The organism is Planktosalinus lacus, assembly GCF_014640155.1.
Taxonomy (GTDB): domain Bacteria; phylum Bacteroidota; class Bacteroidia; order Flavobacteriales; family Flavobacteriaceae; genus Planktosalinus; species Planktosalinus lacus.
Map to the genome: position 1 here is coordinate 95,404 of NZ_BMGK01000001.1, position 19,612 is coordinate 115,015.

Annotated in this window: 20 protein-coding genes and 1 tRNA gene; 15 read left to right on the plus strand and 6 right to left on the minus strand. The window is 35.6% G+C overall.

Annotation, left to right across the window (positions count from 1 at the left end; genetic code table 11):
* Positions 1-10: 10 nt before the first annotated feature.
* On the minus strand, positions 11-1,684 hold the full coding sequence (locus IEV69_RS00450; protein WP_188438368.1) for a S8 family serine peptidase: 1,674 nt from the start codon (positions 1,682-1,684) through the stop codon (positions 11-13).
* A gap of 2 nt (positions 1,685-1,686) precedes the next feature.
* Positions 1,687-2,550, minus strand: a complete 864-nt coding sequence (locus tag IEV69_RS00455; RefSeq protein WP_188438370.1) for an MBL fold metallo-hydrolase — start codon at positions 2,548-2,550, stop codon at positions 1,687-1,689.
* A 149-nt stretch (positions 2,551-2,699) separates the two neighbouring features.
* On the opposite strand from IEV69_RS00455, the gene IEV69_RS00460 reads away from it, so the two are divergent.
* Together IEV69_RS00460 and IEV69_RS00465 are read left to right on the plus strand one after the other, a co-directional pair.
* Positions 2,700-2,921, plus strand: coding sequence for a hypothetical protein (locus tag IEV69_RS00460; RefSeq protein ID WP_188438372.1), 222 nt, complete (start codon positions 2,700-2,702; stop codon positions 2,919-2,921).
* Between the two features lie 82 nt (positions 2,922-3,003).
* Positions 3,004-3,264, plus strand: a complete 261-nt coding sequence (locus IEV69_RS00465; protein ID WP_188438374.1) for a hypothetical protein — start codon at positions 3,004-3,006, stop codon at positions 3,262-3,264.
* A gap of 72 nt (positions 3,265-3,336) precedes the next feature.
* Here IEV69_RS00465 and lepA read toward each other — a convergent pair whose 3' ends face one another.
* Positions 3,337-5,133, minus strand: a complete 1,797-nt coding sequence (gene lepA / locus IEV69_RS00470) for a translation elongation factor 4 (RefSeq protein WP_188438376.1) — start codon at positions 5,131-5,133, stop codon at positions 3,337-3,339.
* Between the two features lie 231 nt (positions 5,134-5,364).
* Here lepA and IEV69_RS00475 point away from each other — a divergent pair, with 231 nt between their 5' ends.
* Both IEV69_RS00475 and dusB read left to right on the plus strand, forming a co-directional pair.
* The gene (locus tag IEV69_RS00475) at positions 5,365-7,767 is read left to right on the plus strand and encodes an outer membrane beta-barrel protein (RefSeq protein WP_188438377.1); all 2,403 of its coding nucleotides are present in this window, start codon (positions 5,365-5,367) and stop codon (positions 7,765-7,767) included.
* Between the two features lie 60 nt (positions 7,768-7,827).
* Positions 7,828-8,820 (plus strand): tRNA dihydrouridine synthase DusB, encoded by a 993-nt coding sequence (dusB, locus tag IEV69_RS00480; RefSeq protein ID WP_188438379.1) that lies wholly within the window; start codon positions 7,828-7,830, stop codon positions 8,818-8,820.
* Here the strand turns inward: dusB and IEV69_RS00485 are convergent.
* Together IEV69_RS00485 and rbfA are read right to left on the minus strand one after the other, a co-directional pair.
* On the minus strand, positions 8,817-10,013 hold the full coding sequence (locus tag IEV69_RS00485) for an ABC transporter permease (protein WP_188438381.1): 1,197 nt from the start codon (positions 10,011-10,013) through the stop codon (positions 8,817-8,819). The genes dusB and IEV69_RS00485 overlap by 4 nt on opposite strands.
* 3 nt (positions 10,014-10,016) lie before the next feature.
* Positions 10,017-10,409 (minus strand): 30S ribosome-binding factor RbfA, encoded by a 393-nt coding sequence (gene rbfA / locus IEV69_RS00490; RefSeq protein ID WP_188438383.1) that lies wholly within the window; start codon positions 10,407-10,409, stop codon positions 10,017-10,019.
* Between the two features lie 60 nt (positions 10,410-10,469).
* On the opposite strand from rbfA, the gene mce reads away from it, so the two are divergent.
* From mce to IEV69_RS14055, 3 genes are all read left to right on the plus strand, one after another.
* The gene (mce, locus tag IEV69_RS00495) at positions 10,470-10,877 is read left to right on the plus strand and encodes a methylmalonyl-CoA epimerase (RefSeq protein WP_188438385.1); all 408 of its coding nucleotides are present in this window, start codon (positions 10,470-10,472) and stop codon (positions 10,875-10,877) included.
* 144 nt (positions 10,878-11,021) lie between these two features.
* Positions 11,022-11,095: transfer RNA gene (locus IEV69_RS00500), tRNA-Ile, on the plus strand.
* A gap of 240 nt (positions 11,096-11,335) precedes the next feature.
* Entirely contained in the window at positions 11,336-11,560 is a 225-nt protein-coding gene (locus IEV69_RS14055; RefSeq protein ID WP_505800953.1) for an Fjoh_0651 family PID-CTERM protein, read from the plus strand.
* Here IEV69_RS14055 and IEV69_RS00505 read toward each other — a convergent pair.
* Positions 11,546-12,130, minus strand: coding sequence for a riboflavin synthase (locus IEV69_RS00505; RefSeq protein WP_188438387.1), 585 nt, complete (start codon positions 12,128-12,130; stop codon positions 11,546-11,548). The genes IEV69_RS14055 and IEV69_RS00505 overlap by 15 nt on opposite strands.
* A gap of 95 nt (positions 12,131-12,225) precedes the next feature.
* Between IEV69_RS00505 and pdxA the strand changes: the two genes are divergently transcribed.
* From pdxA to IEV69_RS00545, 8 genes are all read left to right on the plus strand, one after another.
* Complete coding sequence (gene pdxA / locus IEV69_RS00510; RefSeq protein ID WP_188438389.1) at positions 12,226-13,287, plus strand: 4-hydroxythreonine-4-phosphate dehydrogenase PdxA; 1,062 nt, start codon at positions 12,226-12,228, stop codon at positions 13,285-13,287.
* A gap of 81 nt (positions 13,288-13,368) precedes the next feature.
* The gene (locus IEV69_RS00515) at positions 13,369-13,917 is read left to right on the plus strand and encodes a YceD family protein (RefSeq protein WP_188438391.1); all 549 of its coding nucleotides are present in this window, start codon (positions 13,369-13,371) and stop codon (positions 13,915-13,917) included.
* A gap of 8 nt (positions 13,918-13,925) precedes the next feature.
* Positions 13,926-14,123, plus strand: coding sequence for a 50S ribosomal protein L32 (gene rpmF, locus IEV69_RS00520; protein ID WP_188438393.1), 198 nt, complete (start codon positions 13,926-13,928; stop codon positions 14,121-14,123).
* Positions 14,124-14,296: 173 nt separating this feature from the next.
* Complete coding sequence (locus IEV69_RS00525; RefSeq protein WP_188438395.1) at positions 14,297-15,292, plus strand: beta-ketoacyl-ACP synthase III; 996 nt, start codon at positions 14,297-14,299, stop codon at positions 15,290-15,292.
* A gap of 23 nt (positions 15,293-15,315) precedes the next feature.
* Positions 15,316-15,801, plus strand: coding sequence for an acetyl-CoA carboxylase biotin carboxyl carrier protein (gene accB, locus IEV69_RS00530; RefSeq protein ID WP_188438397.1), 486 nt, complete (start codon positions 15,316-15,318; stop codon positions 15,799-15,801).
* 81 nt (positions 15,802-15,882) lie between these two features.
* On the plus strand, positions 15,883-17,235 hold the full coding sequence (accC, locus tag IEV69_RS00535) for an acetyl-CoA carboxylase biotin carboxylase subunit (protein ID WP_188438403.1): 1,353 nt from the start codon (positions 15,883-15,885) through the stop codon (positions 17,233-17,235).
* Between the two features lie 35 nt (positions 17,236-17,270).
* Positions 17,271-18,386, plus strand: coding sequence for an NAD(P)/FAD-dependent oxidoreductase (locus tag IEV69_RS00540; protein WP_188438405.1), 1,116 nt, complete (start codon positions 17,271-17,273; stop codon positions 18,384-18,386).
* Positions 18,387-18,477: 91 nt separating this feature from the next.
* A complete protein-coding gene (locus IEV69_RS00545; RefSeq protein WP_188438407.1) occupies positions 18,478-19,587 on the plus strand; it encodes a hypothetical protein in 1,110 nt (369 codons plus the stop codon).
* Positions 19,588-19,612: the final 25 nt, after the last annotated feature.

The window sequence follows — 19,612 nt, forward strand, 5'->3', positions numbered from 1 at the left end:
TTATGATATTTTAAAGTTGTTGTGAAATTTTTTCCGCCATTATAAACGCGTTGTACATATTCACCATTTTTCCTGATTTTGAAATTTCTGAAAAAGGTTTTTTATTGTTTTCTTCACCACCAAGAATAACAGTTTGATTGGAAGTAAGGCCACTGTCCATTATGATTTGTTTCACTTGTCTGGCTGATAATTCTGGATAGAAAGACCGTAACATTGCTGCAACACCTGCAACCGCGGGAGAGGCCATAGAAGTACCCATTTGGTATTCATACTCATTGTTTGGGGTGGTTGACCAGATTTGCACTCCGGGTGCAAACACATCCACTTGATTTTTACCAAAATTTGAAAAGGAAGCAATCATATCAGAGCCATAAGAGGTGTTTAAAGCTCCAACGCTTAAAAATGTATCAGAAAACTCATCGAAGTTGGTGGTTTGATCGTTAGGATATACCTGAATCTCATCATCGTCCAAATCGAAACCGTCATTTCCGGAAGCATTGACAATTAGCACATCGTTCTCGGCGGCATATTTTATGGCATCATAGACCCACTCCGGGTTTGGGGAATAAAATTTACCAAAACTTGTATTGATTACTTTAGCTCCATTATCTACAGCATAACGTATTGCCAGGGCAATATCCTTATCATATTCATCGCCGTCTGGTACAGCTCTTAATACCATAATTTCAACGTTTTGGGCCACACCATTCATTCCAATTCCATTGTTTCTTTGGGCCGCAATAATACCCGCAACATGCGTGCCGTGTTCAGCATCTTCTTTTTTTGGATCCGGACCACTTATCTGATTATTCCCATGTGGCACATCTGAAATATCATAAGGGTTATCTCCTAAGGTTTCTCTGAAGTTTTTATTTATGTTGAAGTGGCTATCTAAACGGTTGCCATAGTACTTAATACCACTTTCCAGTTCGTCAATAATTTTGGGGATATTATCTTCAAATTGAAACATTTGTTCCAAAACATAAACTTCGCGTTGAAAGGAGCTGTCGTTGTTTAAACTTCTCAGTTCTTCTGCCGTATAATTTTCTTTTTGAAGTTTTTGAGCCACTTTTTCATGGGCTGGCTTAATTACTTCAATCATTGATTCATATTGCAGCTTAATATTAAGGGCTTCTTGTTTTTCTTTTAGATATTCAGCTTTTGCTTTTTTATAAAGCGAATATTCCAATCTGTCTGCAGTACTAATCGCGCTTTCGGGTTTTTCTTCATATTTTGGCGCAAGCCGAAGCATAATTCTCACATATTCCATTTGCTCACCTACAATATCTCCTAAAAAATTCCATCCGTTTATATCATCGATATAACCATTGCCGTCATCATCAATACCATTGTTTGGAATTTCATCCCGGTTTACCCAAATTACATTTTTTAGGTCTTCATGTTCAATGTCAACCCCACTGTCAATGACGCCAACAATTACTGTTTGCCCCTTTCTTTTCTTAATGATTTCATTGTATGTGCGTTCAATACTCATTCCAGGCACAGTATCACGGGTTAAATCTTTGTGCCACCACGATTTTAACTCATTTTCAGAAAGATCCTGAACTTTTAGTGGTAAAGTATCAATGTTTTCAATGGGTGTTGAAACAATGGCTGAAGTGCTGCCACAAGCAACAAGAGATAGTGCCAATATTGAAAAGGCAATGAATTTAATAATTTGCATAATTAAGAGTTAAAAAGTTCATTAAAAGTAAAACGCTCTTTGAGTCGCACTCCTTTTTCGGTGTGTTGCACAGTAATGATTTCCTGATGGGCATCATGTTCAAGGAACAGGTAAAAGTTTTCATCGGCAGCGCGATTTAAAAACTGTGCTTTTTCATCGAGTGTTAAAAGGGGGCGGGTATCATAACCCATCACAAAAGGCAGAGGAATATGACCGGCAGTAGGCAAGAGGTCTGCCATAAAGCAGAGGGTTTTATCTTTGTATTTTAGCATGGGAATCATCTGTTTTTCAGTATGCCCATCTGCAAAAAACACGCCAAAATCGAGTTCGCTATTCTCCTGAAAGATATTTCCGTTTTGATGAATAAAGTTTAGCTGTCCACTTTCTTGTATGGGAATGATATTTTCTTTTAAAAAGGACGCCTTTTCACGGGCATTGGGATTTGTTGCCCAGTTCCAGTGATTTTCATTGCTCCAGAATTTTGCATTCTTAAATGCAGGTTCATAAGCTGTGCGATTTTTATTCCATTGAATACTGCCACCACAGTGGTCAAAGTGCAAATGGGTTAAAAACACATCTGTAATATCATTACGATGAAAACCGATGTTTTTAAGGGAGTCGTCAAGATTGTGTTCTCCCCAACGATAGTAGTAACCAAAAAACTTTTCACTTTGCTTATCACCCATGCCGTTGTCTATGAGAATAAGTCGATTACCCTCTTCAATCAATAAACAACGCGCTGCAATGTCAATCATATTATTGGCATCTGCGGGATTGGTTTTATTCCAAAGTGTTTTGGGAACTACACCAAACATGGCTCCTCCATCGAGTTTAAAATTTCCTGCTTCTATAGGATATAAAGTCATATCAATTTTTTAAAAGGTTGCAAATTAAGAAATGCCTTTCATTTTTGTAAATCTAAGCTCTTGATTTGGGGGATTTTTAACAAATAATATGGTACACGAAAACTGCTTTGGAATACGTTATATATATTTGATGCTGAAAACTCACTTTTATGAAACAATTTTTTTCACTCGCCGGAATCTCATTTCTTTTTTTCATTTCGTGTAAAAGCGATGACACACCTGAGTGTAGAAGTTGTAGTTCAGAGCTTACTTCGACGTTCAACCTTTGCAAAGAAAGTAATGGAAATGCATCAGTTAATGGAGAAGACACTGGCGTGAGTTATGCCATATATCTTGATGGTTTGGTTGCTGAAGGAGTTTCTTGTAATTGAGAATGATTCTAAAAGAGGGATTTGTATTTAATTTTCTAAAAATTAGTTTCATATTGCCATAAACTAAATAACAAAAACAATTATGAAACAACTAATTTTATCTATCGCAGCTGTTGCTGTATTTTCATTTACATCCTGTTCAAGTGATGATGACGGTGGCACAAGCTGTGAGCAATTGCTAATTAACCTTAACGCTGCTGCTGAAGCTTGGATTCAAAACCCTGAATCGCAGTCACATTGTAACGATTACAGAGCGTCCATAGAGGCCTTTATGGGTAGAGAATGTACTGGAAGCGATGCGTATGCATCACTTTTAGCTGAATTGAGTTGTTCTGATTTGTAATTTCAATTAAAAATAAGAACTTAATATTAACCCTAAACTTATATTAAAAATATAAAGTTTGGGGTTGTTTTTTTAATCATTCAGCTTCAGTACAGCCATAAATGCTTGTTGCGGTATTTCCACATTCCCCACCTGGCGCATGCGTTTTTTACCCTTTTTCTGTTTTTCAAGCAGTTTTCGCTTACGCGAAATATCCCCTCCATAACATTTTGCAGTTACGTCTTTTCGCAATGCTTTGATTGTTTCTCTAGCAATAATTTTTGACCCAATAGCCGCCTGAATGGGAATATCAAACTGTTGTCTAGGGATGAGTTCTTTCAGTTTTTCACACATTTTTTTTCCGATATTATGTGCATTATCAACGTGAATTAAGGAAGACAGGGCATCCACAGTTTGAGCATTTAAAAGTATGTCAACCCGCACCAGTTTTGATGCCCGCAAACCAATGGGTGAATAATCAAAAGAGGCATATCCTTTTGATACTGTTTTTAATCGATCATAAAAATCAAATACAATTTCAGCCAAAGGCATATCAAAAGTTAATTCAACTCGCTCAGGTGTTAAATAAGTTTGATTGGTAATCATTCCTCTTTTTTCGATACACAATGACATCACGTTGCCTACAAAGTCTGATTTTGTAATGATTGTTGCTTTGATATAAGGTTCCTCAACACGATCAAGGCTAGAAGGGTCTGGAAGATCTGAGGGATTGTTAACAATAATAATGTCATTGGGATTTTTTGTTGAAAAAGCATGGTAAGACACGTTGGGAACAGTAGTAATTACGGTCATGTCAAACTCACGTTCCAATCTTTCCTGAATGATTTCAAGATGCAGCATTCCGAGAAAACCACATCTGAATCCGAAGCCAAGTGCGGCAGAGCTTTCGGGAATAAACACTAAAGAGGCATCGTTGAGTTGTAGTTTTTCCATCGAAGACCTGAGTTCTTCATAATCTTCTGTGTCAACAGGATATATACCGGCAAAAACCATTGGTTTTACATCTTCAAAACCTGAAATAGGGTTTTTAGTTGGGTTTGCAGCATCTGTTATGGTATCACCCACTTTTACTTCACGTGCGTCTTTGATACCGGTGATAAGGTAGCCCACATCGCCGGCTTTAATTTCACTTTTTGGCGCTTGTTTTAGTTTTAATGTGCCCACTTCATCTGCATTGTAAGTATTTCCGGTGGCAACAAATTTAATTTTTTGACCCTTTTTAATACTGCCATTAATCACCCTAAAAATGGTTTCCACTCCTCGAAATGGATTGTAAACAGAGTCAAAAATCAAAGCTTGAAGGGGTTCATCTGGGTTACCTTTTGGAGCAGGGACGCGTTCAATAATCGCAGCAAGTATTTCATCAATTCCCAGGCCTGTTTTTGCGCTTGCAGGGATAACGTCTTCAGTTGCACAACCCAAGAGTTCCACAATATCTTCAGTAACCTCCTCAGGGTTTGCACTAGGTAAATCAACCTTGTTTAAAACAGGAATGATTTCAAGGTCATTTTCTAAAGCCAGATATAAATTTGATATGGTCTGTGCCTGTATACTTTGTGCAGCGTCCACTATGAGTAATGCCCCTTCACAAGCAGCAATCGATCTTGAAACCTCATAGGAAAAGTCCACGTGTCCTGGAGTATCAATTAAATTTAAAATGTAATTTTCTCCTTTGTATGTATACTCCATTTGAATGGCGTGACTTTTTATGGTGATTCCACGTTCACGTTCCAAATCCATACTGTCAAGTAATTGCTCCTGTTTTTCACGAGAGGTAACAGAACCTGTGGCGTCCAAAAGCCTGTCTGCTAAAGTGCTTTTACCGTGATCAATATGTGCAATGATGCAAAAGTTTCTAATATTTTTCATACAAAATGTAACTGCCGTCTTTATGAATCTGCAAATATAATTGATTTACCCTTCATCTATATCATAAATCAATTTTAAACCCCGTGTTTGTCATTTAACAAAAAAAAACGTCATTTGTCGTTGTTTATTGGGATATTTTTAACAAATTTGTAGGGTATTTAAATATCGCTTTTTAGTTTTCCCCAAACATATTTTAATTTTATAGGTTTCCTCAAAAGTTTGGAAAGTATAATGACTAAAACACTTATTTTTTTTCTTTTTTCGGTGTGTACTTTATGTTCTCAAGAGTACACTTTAAACGGTAAGGTTTTAAATCACGAAAATGAACCTATCTCATTTGTGAGTATTTTATTACTTAAAAAAGCAGATTCAACTTTTTTTTCAGGCACAGCTACAGAAGAAAATGGAAACTTTTCTATCCAAAACATACCTAAAGGAGTTTACACTTTAAAAGCCAGCTTTATTGGGTTTAAAGAGTTTTATTTTGATGTTGATATAGACTCTAACCTTGATTTGGGAACACTTATCTTAAAAGAAGGTTCTGAAAATCTTGATGAAGTCACATTGAATGTGCACAAGCCCATCATCCAAAGAGATCCTGATAAATTAATTTTTAATGTTGAAAACAGTTCAGTTTCTTCTGGAAGCACTTGGGAGATTTTAGGCAAAACACCCGGGGTAATTATTCAGCAAAATAGTATAACAATAAAAAATCAACCGGCAACGGTGTATATTAATGACCGAAAAGTAAATTTAAATTCAGAAGAATTGAAAAGCTTATTACAAAGTTTTTCTGGAAGCAATGTGAGCAGTGTTGAAGTAATTACAAATCCTTCAGCCAGGTATGATGCAGATAGTGGTATGGTTTTAAATATCGTCACCAGTAAAAGTATTATGCCCGGCTATAAGGGTGATATTTCTACAAATTACACACAAGCAATTTTTCCAAAATACAAATTTGGAAGCAGTCACTTTTTTAAAAACGAGCATGTTAATCTGTTTGTAGATTATAGTTATAGTAAAAGGAAGGAACATAAAAACGACCTGGGGGAAATCTCTTTCTTTGAACCCGATATGTCAGTAAATTCATTTTGGGAAACAGATTTTCAAAGAATCACACATAAAGACATTCACAATATAAATGCTTCCTTAGATTATTATTTGAGTCCAAAAACAACTTTAAACTTTACCAGCTTTGCTTCTTATGAGCCTAAGATAGAGTTTAATAACACCGAAACAGCAATAATATTTAGCCCTGAAAAAACAGTTGATTCCTTGTTTGTGACTTCTAGTAATTTAGAGGCAGATAAGATGAACCTTGCATTTGATTTGTCGATAAATCACAACTTTAATGATAAAGGCACCAAACTATCAACAAATGCTCATTATACAAACTTTGACTATAGTAACTTACAAAACTTAAATACAAACTATTTTTTGCCAAATGGAAACTTTTTAAATCAAAACAGCTTTTCAACAGATTCAGAGCAAAAGATAGATATTTTGGTTGGGCAGATTGATTTTGAAACAAAATTATTAGGAATCGCTCTAGAAACAGGATTAAAAGCCTCTTTTATAAATTCAAAAAGTGGCATAGACTTTTTTGATGTTCAGAACAATTCAAATCAAAACATTAGTTTTTTATCAGATAATTTTAAATATGAAGAAAAGGTGTATGCCGGTTATATTGGTTTGGCAAAAAACTGGGATAAATGGAGCGCTTTATTTAGCATTAGGGGAGAGCAAACCGAAACCAAAGGAAATTCCATTGCTTTAGATCAGATAAGCATAAAAGATTATTTTGACTTTTTCCCAAATGTATCTTTAAACTATTCGCCCAACGGGAATCACTCAGTTACACTGGCCTATAAAAAGAGCATCACAAGGCCCAATTATGACCTTTTAAATCCATTTAGATATTATATAAACGAAAATAATTTCACCTCTGGAAACCCCCATTTAAAACCATCCTTAACTGACAGATTCAGTATTTCATACCTTGTTGAAGGCGCCTTTGAGTTTGAATTTTACTACAGAACCACTGTAGACGATATTGAAGTGTTGGCTTTTCAAGATAATGCCAATAGGTTCTTAAACTCTGTTTCAGCAAACATGGAAGGGCGCAAAGGTTATGGACTAAACTTTAGTTACGCGACTTCAATAAGACCATGGTGGTTTTATAGCAATTATTTTGCTTTATTTCACGAAGAAAATTCTTTTCTAGCCATAGAAAGCAACAACCAAAAAGTAACTCTCAATTCCGATGGTTTTTTTATCCAGCTTTACAATGGATTTACACTCTCCAAAGACAGGACGTTTACAGGTAATTTAACCTTTATACACCTTACAGGCATCGTTGCCGGCACATATAAAATGAACTCTTTTTCTACCTTATCTTTAGGCTTAAGAAAAAGTTTATGGAATAACAGAGCCTCAATATCCATTTCTGCAAATGACCTATTTGATACCACAAACAGAAAATTACAAACAGACTATTTAAACCAAAAAAACAGCTACTTTGCTAAGCTTGAAACACAATATGTTCAACTTGGTTTTATTTATAATTTTGGAAACTTTAACCTCAATGAATCTTCAAGAGAAATTAGCAATGATGAGCGCAATCGCATTGACTAACTTAACTTCAGCTATTTAAAATTCACTCAAAACATTTACCTTTACGGCCAAATTTGAACCATGGCAAAGATTGGAAATATAGATGTTGGTGAATTCCCTTTACTACTTGCACCGATGGAGGATGTGAGCGATCCGCCATTCAGGGCGCTTTGCAAAGAACAGGGTGCAGATATCGTTTTCACTGAATTTATTTCCAGTGAAGGGCTCATTCGTGATGCCGCTAAAAGTGTTATGAAGTTGGATATTTATGAAAAAGAACGCCCGGTGGGTATTCAAATTTTTGGTGCAAACCTGGAATCTATGATACAATCTGTTGAGATTGTTGAAGCCTCAGGGCCAGATATAATTGACATCAACTTTGGATGTCCTGTTAAAAAAGTGGTTTCAAAAGGAGCCGGTGCAGGAATTTTAAAAGATATCGACTTGATGGTTTCACTTACAGAAGCGATGGTAAAACATACTAAACTTCCAATTACTGTCAAAACAAGACTTGGTTGGGACGAAAATTCAATCAAAATAGTTGAAGTAGCTGAAAGATTACAGGATGTGGGGTGTCAGGCAATTTCAATTCATGGAAGAACGCGGGCACAAATGTATAAGGGTGAGGCCAATTGGGAGCCCATTGCAAAAGTAAAAAACAACCCCAGAATGCACATTCCTGTATTTGGAAATGGCGATGTTGACACACCCGAACGCGCCATGGAAATGCGTGATAAATATGGTTTAGATGGCGCTATGATTGGAAGAGCAAGCATTGGCTATCCATGGTTTTTCAGAGAAGTAAAACATTTCTTTAATACGGGAAGCCATCTGGCACCCCCCACAATGGAAGAACGTGTTTATGCTGCTAAAAGACATTTACAAATGGCGATTGACTGGAAAGGAGAAAAATTGGGGGTTTTCGAAACCAGAAGACACTATACTAATTACTTTAAAGGAATCCCAAACTTTAAAGAATACCGAATGCAGATGGTAACCAGTGACGATGCTGCTTCAGTTTTTGAAGTATTTGAAGAAGCACTTGAAAAATTTTACGACTATGAATTTTCTTAAGAGATCAAACTGTTTTTGACCCGACTTGCCGCTATTTTGGAAGCTATAACACCCAAAACAATAATCGTAATTAAAACAACCAAGACGTTTATTAGTTTAAGTTTTACAGGATAGGGAAGTGTTGATGTAATCATCACAAGGTCAAACTGAAGTTGTAAAAAGACAACTATGATTCCTAAAACAATCCCCAAAACCCCTCCCAAAACAGTCATAAAAACTCCTTGTAAATAAAATATTCTACGGATATCCCTTAAAGTGCTACCTAAATATTTCAGGGTTTTGATGTTGTGTTTCTTGTCAAGGATTATCATAATTATACTTGCTATGATATTAAAAATAGCAATGATAAGTACCAAAGTGAATATCAAATAAACAGCAAGGTTTTCTGTATTGAGCATTTTATACAGTGCATCGTTTTGTTGTATTCTGTTTTTAAACGTAAGGGGTTGGTCAAAAATGCTTTCCAATTGAGATATTACCTCCTGCTCGGTAGTTTCGGACATTAGTTTGATTTCAATGGAGCTGAATTCCTCGTCAGAATAAGCAAGTAAGCCTTTAGCCAAATCAATATTTGAAAACACAAATTTTGAATTGAGTTCTTCATTGACGTGATAAATTCCTGAGACAACAACCTTGGTTTTATTAAACGCCTGATTGGGATCTGTGATTTGACCAGTTCCGGGTTTGGGAACATAAATTTCCAGCAAGTCTGAATAATCATAAATACCCAGGCTTAATATTCTTGAGATTTCATTTCCAACAACCACTTCATTTGGGTTTTGAATCCAACCGCCAACAATCAGCGTGCTATCAATTGAATTAACTTTTTGAAAATTTTCATCAACACCTTTTATGTAAGAGATGTAGTTTTTTCCTTTGAAGGTTAAAAAAATGCGCTCTTCAATTACTTTTGAATAGGAATCCACACCGGTGATTTGAGTAAGTCTTTCATCTTGTTGTGGCGAAATACGAATGATTTTTCCGGTTTCAGGAAGCACTTTTAAGTCTGAATCATAAACAGAGCTAAACTGAAGGCTAAAATCTTTTAAGCCTGAAAAACCTGAGAGCACTATGAAGAGTGACATAGCACCAACAACAACACCAGTTGCCGCAATAATTGTTATAATATTGATGGCATTGTTACTGCTTTGTGAAAATAAATACCGCTTAGCGATGTAAAAGGAAAACCTCAACGGTTATGATTTTTTTCTTTTATCTAACAAGTCTGGATTGTCGATTGGGTTTTCTTCACCTTTAACAGCTTTGTCAATTTTATCAATATAGTCCAGGGAGTCATCGTTGTAAAATATAAGTTCAGGCATGCGTCTTAATTGGTTTTTTGTAAGCTGAGCGGTCTGATGTTTTATTTTGTGTTTTACCTCATTAATTTCGTTTACAACTGAAACCGCATGTGCTGAAGGAAACACACTCACATATACTTTTGCAATTGATAGATCTACGGTTACCTGAACTTTTGAAACTGAAATCAAAATTCCTGTTTGCCCAGAATCTATCAAGGCTTTTTGAAGAATTGAAGCTAAATCGTTTTGTAAAACCCCCGCAATCTTTTTTTGTCTGTTACTTTCCATTTTACAAAAGTACTATATTTAAAGATTATCTTACTTTTACAGAGTGAAAATTACTTAATTATGAATAAAATAGAACATATTGGGATTGCTGTAAAAAACCTTGAAGAATCTAACAAAACTTATGCAGCATTATTGGGAACTACACATTATAAAATTGAAGAAGTAGCAAGCGAGCACGTAAAAACGTCGTTTTTTAAAGTTGGCGAAAGTAAAATTGAATTACTGGAGGCATTAAACCCCGAAAGCCCGATTGCAAAATTTATTGAAAAACGAGGAGAAGGAATCCATCACATTGCATTTTACGTAGATGATATAAATAAAGAGTTAAAACGCTTAAAGGAGGAAGGTTTTGTAGCTTTAAACGAGATTCCAAAAAAAGGAGCTGATAATAAGTTGGTTGCCTTTTTACACCCAAAATCAGTAAACGGAGTTTTGGTTGAGCTTTGCCAAGAAGACACAAATGTTTAAAAAAGTTTGCTACATAAGCAAACTAGTTTTAAATTTGCCGTCACATTAAAGAAACCTTATTTTTAAATCCCTTGTTTTACTAAATAAAACACAAGCCTAACAAGAGTGTTATAAAATAAAAGTTCTCAAAAAAACAATCAAAAAGGTCCCATAGCTCAGCTGGTTAGAGCACCTGACTCATAATCAGGGGGTCCATGGTTCGAGCCCATGTGGGACCACTTTTTTTATTTCAAAATCTTATTTCTTATTTGAGATATATAAATTTTCTGCAATTTTATTTTTTTGGCTTAATTTATTTATATTTGACTCTCCTCACACATTTACAAGCTAAGCCTAAGTAATAATTTGATTTTGGGCGTTTTTACCGTAGCTTAACACGACATAAACAATTTTAGTTTAGATTTGCCGTTTTGCTAGTTGTTTGATAAAATAGTAATTTAGTTGAACCCTATACAATTATGCGACCCCAAATCGTGAAAAACATATTAGCCTTGTTTTTATTTCACTTAATTGTGTGTGTCTCTGCTATTGCTCAACAAAAATCACCCCCGCCCCCTCAGCCCGAAAGCACTCCTCCACCAGTTGGACTACCAATAGATGGCAATTTATGGGTTTTAATAATAGTTGGTTTAATTATTGGCATCTACATTTTGGTAATTAAAACGAATTTAAAATCCAGATAGTTTTTTTAAGTATTTTCCCACAATATCAAATTCAAGATTTACTTTTGAATTTACTTTTAATGTGTTAAAATTTGTGTGCTCATACGTATAGGGAATAATTGCCACGCTAAAATTGTTTTCAGAAGAGTTTACAACCGTTAAACTTACTCCATTTACTGTTATAGAACCCTTTTCTATTGTTATGTTTCCGGATTCGGAATTATATTCAAAAGTAAAATACCAACTTCCATTAGTCTCTTTAATGTCTGTGCAAATACCCGTTTGGTCAACATGACCCTGCACAAGATGCCCATCTAGCCTGTCACCCAATTTCATGGCTCTTTCTAAATTTATCAAATCACCAACCTTAAGTTGGCTTAAGGCTGACTTTTCTAATGTCTCTTTAATAGCGACGACCTTATAAATATCTTTATTTATTTCAACAACCGTTAAACACACCCCATTATGAGAAACACTTTGGTCAATTTTCAATTCTTTTGTAATACTGCTTTTAACTTCAATTTCAACATTGTCTCCTTTCTTTGTTAAGGAGACCACTTTGCCCATATCTTCAACAATTCCTGTAAACATATTCGGTTTATTTGGTTAAATTTGTACTTCAAAAGTAGTTTGTAAATTTACTGCAAAAGCAAAAGCTTACCTAAAATATTTATTCCAAAATAAAAATGAGCAAACAAGACAGCATTATAGTTGGTATTTCAATTGGAGATTTAAACGGGATTGGACCTGAAATTGTTTTAAAAACTTTTGAAGACCCAAGAATGTTAGAGTTTTGTACCCCTGTAATTTTTGCTTCTGTAAAAACCATGTCACTTATTAAAAAAGCCCTTGAAATCAATGTAAATTTTCAAGGAATAGATCATTTAAACAAACTGGTCCACGGTAAAGTTAATATCCTCAATGTTTGGAGGGAATCGGCTGACATTTCATTTGGAACAGAAACTCCCATGATGGGTGAATACGCCATCAAGTCTTTACAAGCTGCAGTAAAAGCATTAAAAACAGATGAGGTGGATGTTTTGGTGACAGCTCCTGTAAACAAACACAATATTCAGTCAGAAAAATTTAAATTTCCAGGGCACACAGATTATCTTGCACAAGAGTTAGGGGGAGAAAGCCTAATGTTTATGGTTTCAGACACCCTTAGAGTGGGCTTGTTAACCGATCATATTCCTGTGAATGAGATTTCAAAACACATTACAAAATCACTGATTGAGAAAAAAATTAATTTAATTCACGCGGCTTTAAAACAAGACTTTAGAGTAACAGTTCCTAAAATTGCTGTTTTGGGTATCAATCCACATACAGGGGACAATGGAGTTATTGGTAAAGAAGACGATGAGGTTTTAAGGCCAACCCTCCAAAAAATCAATCACTCTGGAAAGATTGTATATGGACCTTATGCTGCCGATAGTTTTTTTGGTTCTGGGAATTACAAAAATTTTGATGCTATTGTGGCGGCTTATCATGACCAGGGTTTAATCCCTTTTAAAACAATTTCTTTTGGGAGTGGAGTCAATTTCACAGCTGGCTTAAGTAAAGTAAGGACGTCACCAGATCACGGTACCGCTTATGACATAGCCGGAAAAAATGAAGCAGATTTCACTTCATTTAGAGAGGCCGTATTTAAAGCGATTCAGATATACAATAACCGGAAAGAATATCTTGAAATCTCAAAAAACCCACTAAAACCTTCCGGCAAAAAGTTATCCACAAAAAAGGGTTGATAAAACATTATTGCTTTAAAATATTTTTTTATCTTTGCACCCGCCTTAACCGGAAGGAACAAGGTGAAAAAAGTTGAAATAATGAAGCAAATGAAAGAGTTTACAATTCCTTTTGTGGGATTGAAGCAGGGTGAGCATCATTTTGATTACAAAATTGATAATACGTTCTTTGAACATTTTGAGTATGATGAATTTAATAATGTAACCATTTCAGCGGAAGCGATTCTCGTTAAAAAGTCAAATGCGCTGGAATTTCACTTCACAATAAAAGGTTTTGTAAATGTTTATTGTGATTTAACCAACGAGCCTTACGATCAAAAAGTTGAAGGAGAACACCATTTGGTAGTGAATTTTGGAGATGAATTTAATGATGAGGACGATGCATTGTTAATTCTACCTCACGGAAGCTATGAAGTAACTATTCAGCAATATATTTATGAATTAATTATATTGTCACTTCCGGCAAAGAGGGTACATCCTGGTGTAGAGGATGGCACTTTAAATTCAGAAATACTTGAAAAACTAAAAGAATTAACCCCAAAAGTTTCTGAAGAAGATTCTTCAGAAAAATCAGATAAAGAAATAGACCCCAGATGGGATCAATTAAAAAAACTATTAACGGATAAATAAATTTTGCGATGGCACATCCTAAGAGAAAGATTTCAAAAACCAGAAGAGACAAAAGAAGAACACACTATAAAGCAACTGCTCCACAAATTGCTACAGATCCAACAACTGGAGAAGCTCATTTATACCATAGAGCACACTGGCATGAAGGGAAGCTTTACTACAGAGGTCAGGTAGTTATTGATGCTGTTGAAGAAGTAGAAGCATAACAAGTTTTTTTCAAAAATTGACAAACTCTCACAATTCGTGAGAGTTTTTTTGTTTTTAACTTTTCTATATCTCAAAAACAACCTATTTTGCACCTGTTTTAGACTAAAAATTTGTATTTTCATCTTATTATACGCTTTTTAGAGAAAAATTCAGTGAATTTTAAAAAAGTAATATGAGCAAAATCACAGCAGCAATCACCGCTGTAGGAGCCTATGTTCCAGATTTTGTATTGACCAATAAAATGCTTGAAAGTATGGTCGATACCAATGACGAATGGATAACTACCAGAACCGGAATCAAAGAGCGAAGAATTTTAAAAGATAAAGATAAGGGTACTTCCTATCTTGCTATTCAAGCCGCCAAAGACTTACTTCAAAAACGCAATCTTGATCCCAAAGAAATTGACATGGTTATTATGGCAACCGCAACACCCGATATGCCAGTTGCTATCACATCTGCCTATGTCGCTACGGAAATTGGTGCTATTAACGCTTTTTCTTATGATTTAGTAGCTGCCTGCTCCAGCTTTCTTTTTGGAATGTCAACGGCAGCTCGTTATATTGAATCAGGAAAATACAAAAAAGTACTCCTCATAGGCGCAGATAAAATGTCTTCAATCATAGATTATGAAGATAGAACGACATGTATTATATTTGGAGATGGAGGTGGTGCTGTATTGTTTGAACCTAATCAGGAGGGTTTGGGGCTTCAAGATGAAATTCTAAGAACCGATGGAATAGGAAGGCAATCACTAAATATTGAAGCCGGAGGCTCCTTGCTTCCTGCGTCTGCAGAAACAGTTGCCAACAAGAAACACTATGTGTTTCAGGACGGACAAACTGTTTTTAAATTTGCAGTTTCAAACATGGCCGATGTAAGTGAAAAAATAATGCATAGGAACGGGCTGTCAAACGATTCTGTTCAATGGCTTGTTCCACATCAAGCAAATAAGAGAATCATTGATGCCACAGCAAGAAGAATGCAACTCAATGAGCAAAAAGTGATGATGAATATTGACCGTTATGGCAATACAACATCTGCCACATTACCTTTGCTTTTAAACGATTACGAAAAACAACTTAAAAAGGGAGACAATCTGGTTTTTGCTTCTTTTGGCGGTGGATTTACCTGGGGGTCAATCTACCTTACATGGGCATATAACAGTTAAAAACCAAAACTAAAATCAAAACTATGGATATCAAAGAAATTCAAAACCTTATTAAATTCGTAGCAAAGTCAGGTGCTAGTGAAGTTAAACTAGAAATGGGTGATATTAAGATCACAATAAAAACCGGTGGTGACGACTCTAAAGGAGAGACCACTTATATTCAACAAGTGCCTGTACAACCTCAGGCTCAACCACAACAATCTGCTCCACAGCCTGTTGTTGAGTCTGCAACCGCCACAAAAGAAGCTGTGACAACTGAAGAAGATAAATATGTAACTATAAAGTCACCTATTATTGGAACATTTTATAGAAAACCTTCTCCAGACAAACCTGCATTTGTAGAAGTTGGAAGTACTATTAAAGAGGGCGACCCACTTTGTGTAATTGAAGCGATGAAACTTTTCAATGAAATCGAAAGCGAAGTTTCGGGAAAAATAGTTAAAGTTTTGGTGGATGATTCTTCTCCGGTTGAATTTGACCAACCTTTGTTCTTAATCGATCCATCATAACAAATTAATCTTTAATATTCAGATTGTTTTATTTATAAAGCAATCGGTTTTAAAAGGAGAAAACCTTTAATAATCTTAACTATGTTTAAAAAGATTCTTATTGCAAACAGGGGTGAAATTGCTTTACGTATTATCAGAACCTGTAAAGAAATGGGCATAAAAACAGTTGCTGTATATTCAACAGCAGATGCAGAAAGCTTGCACGTAAGGTTTGCTGATGAAGCCGTTTGTATAGGCCCTCCTGCAAGTAATTTATCCTATCTCAAAATATCAAATATAATAGCCGCAGCAGAAATCACTAATGCTGATGCCATTCACCCTGGTTATGGTTTTTTAGCTGAAAACGCTAAATTTTCTGCAATTTGTGCAGACCATAAAATTAAGTTTATTGGAGCCTCTCCTGAAATGATTGACAAAATGGGAGACAAAGCTTCTGCAAGAGCCACGATGCTGGCAGCTGGAGTACCGTGTATTCCAGGATCTGACGGTTTGTTGGAAGACTATGAAGAAGCTGAAAAAGTTGCTCAAAAAATGGGTTATCCCGTGATGCTTAAGGCAACAGCCGGTGGCGGAGGTAAAGGTATGAGAGCCGTGTTGAAAAAAGAAAACTTAAAGGCGGCCTGGGATTCAGCAAGACAAGAAGCTGGAGCAGCTTTTGGAAATGACGGTATGTATATGGAAAAGCTCATTGAAGAACCACGACACATTGAAATTCAAGTTGTTGGAGATTCCACCGGAAAAGCCTGTCACCTTTCAGAAAGAGATTGCTCGATTCAGAGAAGACACCAAAAGCTTACCGAAGAAACTCCTTCGCCGTTTATGACAACCAAGCTTAGAAAAGCAATGGGTGACGCAGCTGTTAAAGCCGCAGAATCAATAAAATATGAAGGTGCCGGAACCATCGAATTTTTGGTAGATAAGCACAGAAACTTTTATTTTATGGAGATGAATACCCGTATACAGGTTGAACATCCCATTACCGAACAAGTTATAGATTTTGACTTGATTAGAGAGCAAATCTTAGTTGCTGCAGGTGTGCCAATTTCAGGTAAAAACTATACTCCAAACCTTCATTCAATTGAATGCAGAATTAATGCAGAAGACCCATATAATGACTTTAGACCATCGCCAGGAAAAATTACTGTTTTACATGCTCCCGGAGGTCATGGCGTGCGACTTGACACCCACGTTTATGCGGGTTACAGTATTCCGCCAAACTACGATTCGATGATTGCTAAATTAATAACAACTGCTCAAACCCGGGAAGAAGCCATAAACAAAATGAAAAGAGCCCTGGATGAATTTGTGATTGAAGGTGTGAAAACCACAATCCCATTTCACAGGCAATTGATGGATCACCCTGATTACATATCAGGTAATTACACCACAAAATTTATGGAGTCATTCACAATGAATGAACCCGAAGATGAATAACTATTAAGCTCCATTTTGGAGCTTTTTTTATGCTTATGCATTTAAGTTACTGGGAAATAAGTGCTTGGTTTGAATCGGTTGATTTTACAATCGTGGGCAGTGGCATCGTGGGTTTGAATTGTGCCTTAGCTTTACGTGAAAAATTTCCCGAAAGTAAAATACTCGTTTTAGAGAGAGGTATACTTCCCAGTGGAGCGAGTACTAAAAACGCTGGTTTTGCCTGTTTTGGAAGCATTTCTGAAATAGTAGAAGATTTGAAAAACCACAGTGAGGAAGAAGTGTTTCAACTTGTTAAAAAAAGAATAAATGGCTTAAACTTACTAAGAAAAACCTTGGGAGATCAATCTATAGGATTCAAACAGTGGGGAGGTCACGAATTATTTCTTTCTAAAGAATCAAAATTATTTGAAGAGTGTTTGGAGGCAGTACCCCGTATTAATACACTTCTAAAACCCCTTTTTAAAGAGTCAGTTTACTATAAAAATCACAATTCTTTTAACTTTCAAAACATCATAAAAAACTATGTAAGCACTTTTTTTGAAGGGCAAATAGATACCGGCAAAATGATGCAAGCTTTGGTTAAAAAAGCTATTAAAAAGGACATTTTAATTGTTAATAGTGCATCTGTAACTTCCTTTTCAGAATTAAAAAATGGTGTTGCTCTTGAAATAAATAACAATTTTGAGTTTCAAACACATAAACTGCTTTTTGCCACAAATGGTTTTGCAAATCAATTATTAAATGAAGACATCAAACCGGCAAGGGCGCAAGTGCTAATTACCAAACCTATCAATGGGTTACAAATTAAGGGCACATTTCACCTTGACAAAGGTTTTTATTATTTCCGAAATATCAACAATAGAATTTTATTGGGAGGGGGAAGAAATTTGGATTTCCAAAAAGAAGAAACCACCAATTTTGGACTTACAGATATAATCCAGAATCAATTAGAAACCTTTTTAAAAGAGGTGATTCTTCCCAATCAAAAATTTGAAATTGAGCATCGATGGAGTGGAATAATGGGTGTGGGAAATAAAAAGAAGCCCGTTGTAAAACAAATTTCTGAGTCTGTTTTTTGTGGAATAAGATTAGGTGGAATGGGAGTTGCAATTGGTTCAGAAATTGGTAAAGATTTGGCAGAACTAATTTAAAAACAACGACTTTCTAAATTTTTAATACAAGATTTCACAAAAATCAATTATCTTGTACCCTTCTATTACAATAGATTAATATTTTTTTATTATGATTAAGCTTAAATTCCCCACAATCTTACTCATGGCGGTACTTTTATTTTCCTGTTCTTCAGACTCAGAAGAATACGACCCGATCATTGAAGAACCTTTGCCTGAATCTCCCGTTAATTTTGACCCTGAAAGCATTCCTTATCCAACACTTTCAGAATACAATTTTTTTGAGGGGGATATGGCAAATTTAAACCCTGTTTATGGGGTATTGCCCTATGAACTCATCACTCCGCTTTTTACTGATTATGCTCATAAAAAAAGATTTGTTTGGATGCCATCTGAGCAAAAAGCGAGCTTTATTGGTGATGATAAACTATTTAATTTTCCGGAAGGAACCATCATCATTAAAAACTTCTATTATGACAATGTTCTACCGGAAAATGTGACAAAAATACTTGAAACAAGATTGCTCATAAAAAAAGATAACCAATGGGTTTTTGCTGAATATATCTGGAATGAAGATCAAACGGAAGCAATTCTTGATATGAATGGCAGAAACGTCCCAATTGAATGGCTTCACAACGGACAGGCAAAAAGCGTCAATTACAGAATCCCTTCAGAATCAGAATGTTTAATGTGTCATAAAACTTTTGGTGACGCAGTCCCAATCGGGCCAAAACCCCAAAACATCAATTCCATTTTTAATTATTCAGACGGTAGCGAAAATCAAATGGTAAAATGGGAGGAAATGGGCTATTTAGACAGTAACTACCCTGCTTCAATATCTACGACTGTAGATTGGGAAGACAGTTCAGAATCGCTGGATTTAAGAATGCGTTCATATTTTGACTCAAATTGTGCACATTGCCACTCAGAAGGAGGTCATTGCGATTACAGACCCATAAGACTCTCTTTTAGTGAAACTATCGCTGAAGAAAATTTAGGAATCTGTGTAGAACCCGATGAGGATATAAGCTTCTGGATTACTGACGCAGACCCAACACATATTGTTTATCCCGGTGATGCCGATAAATCTGTACTTTTTCACAGGATGAACACTACAGAAGACGCTATAAAAATGCCTCTTGTGGGCAGAAAGTTAATCCACGATGAAGCTGTTCTTTTGGTTGAAGAATGGATTAACTCATTAGATACTAACTGTAATTAAACATTTAAAAACAATTCTTTTACTT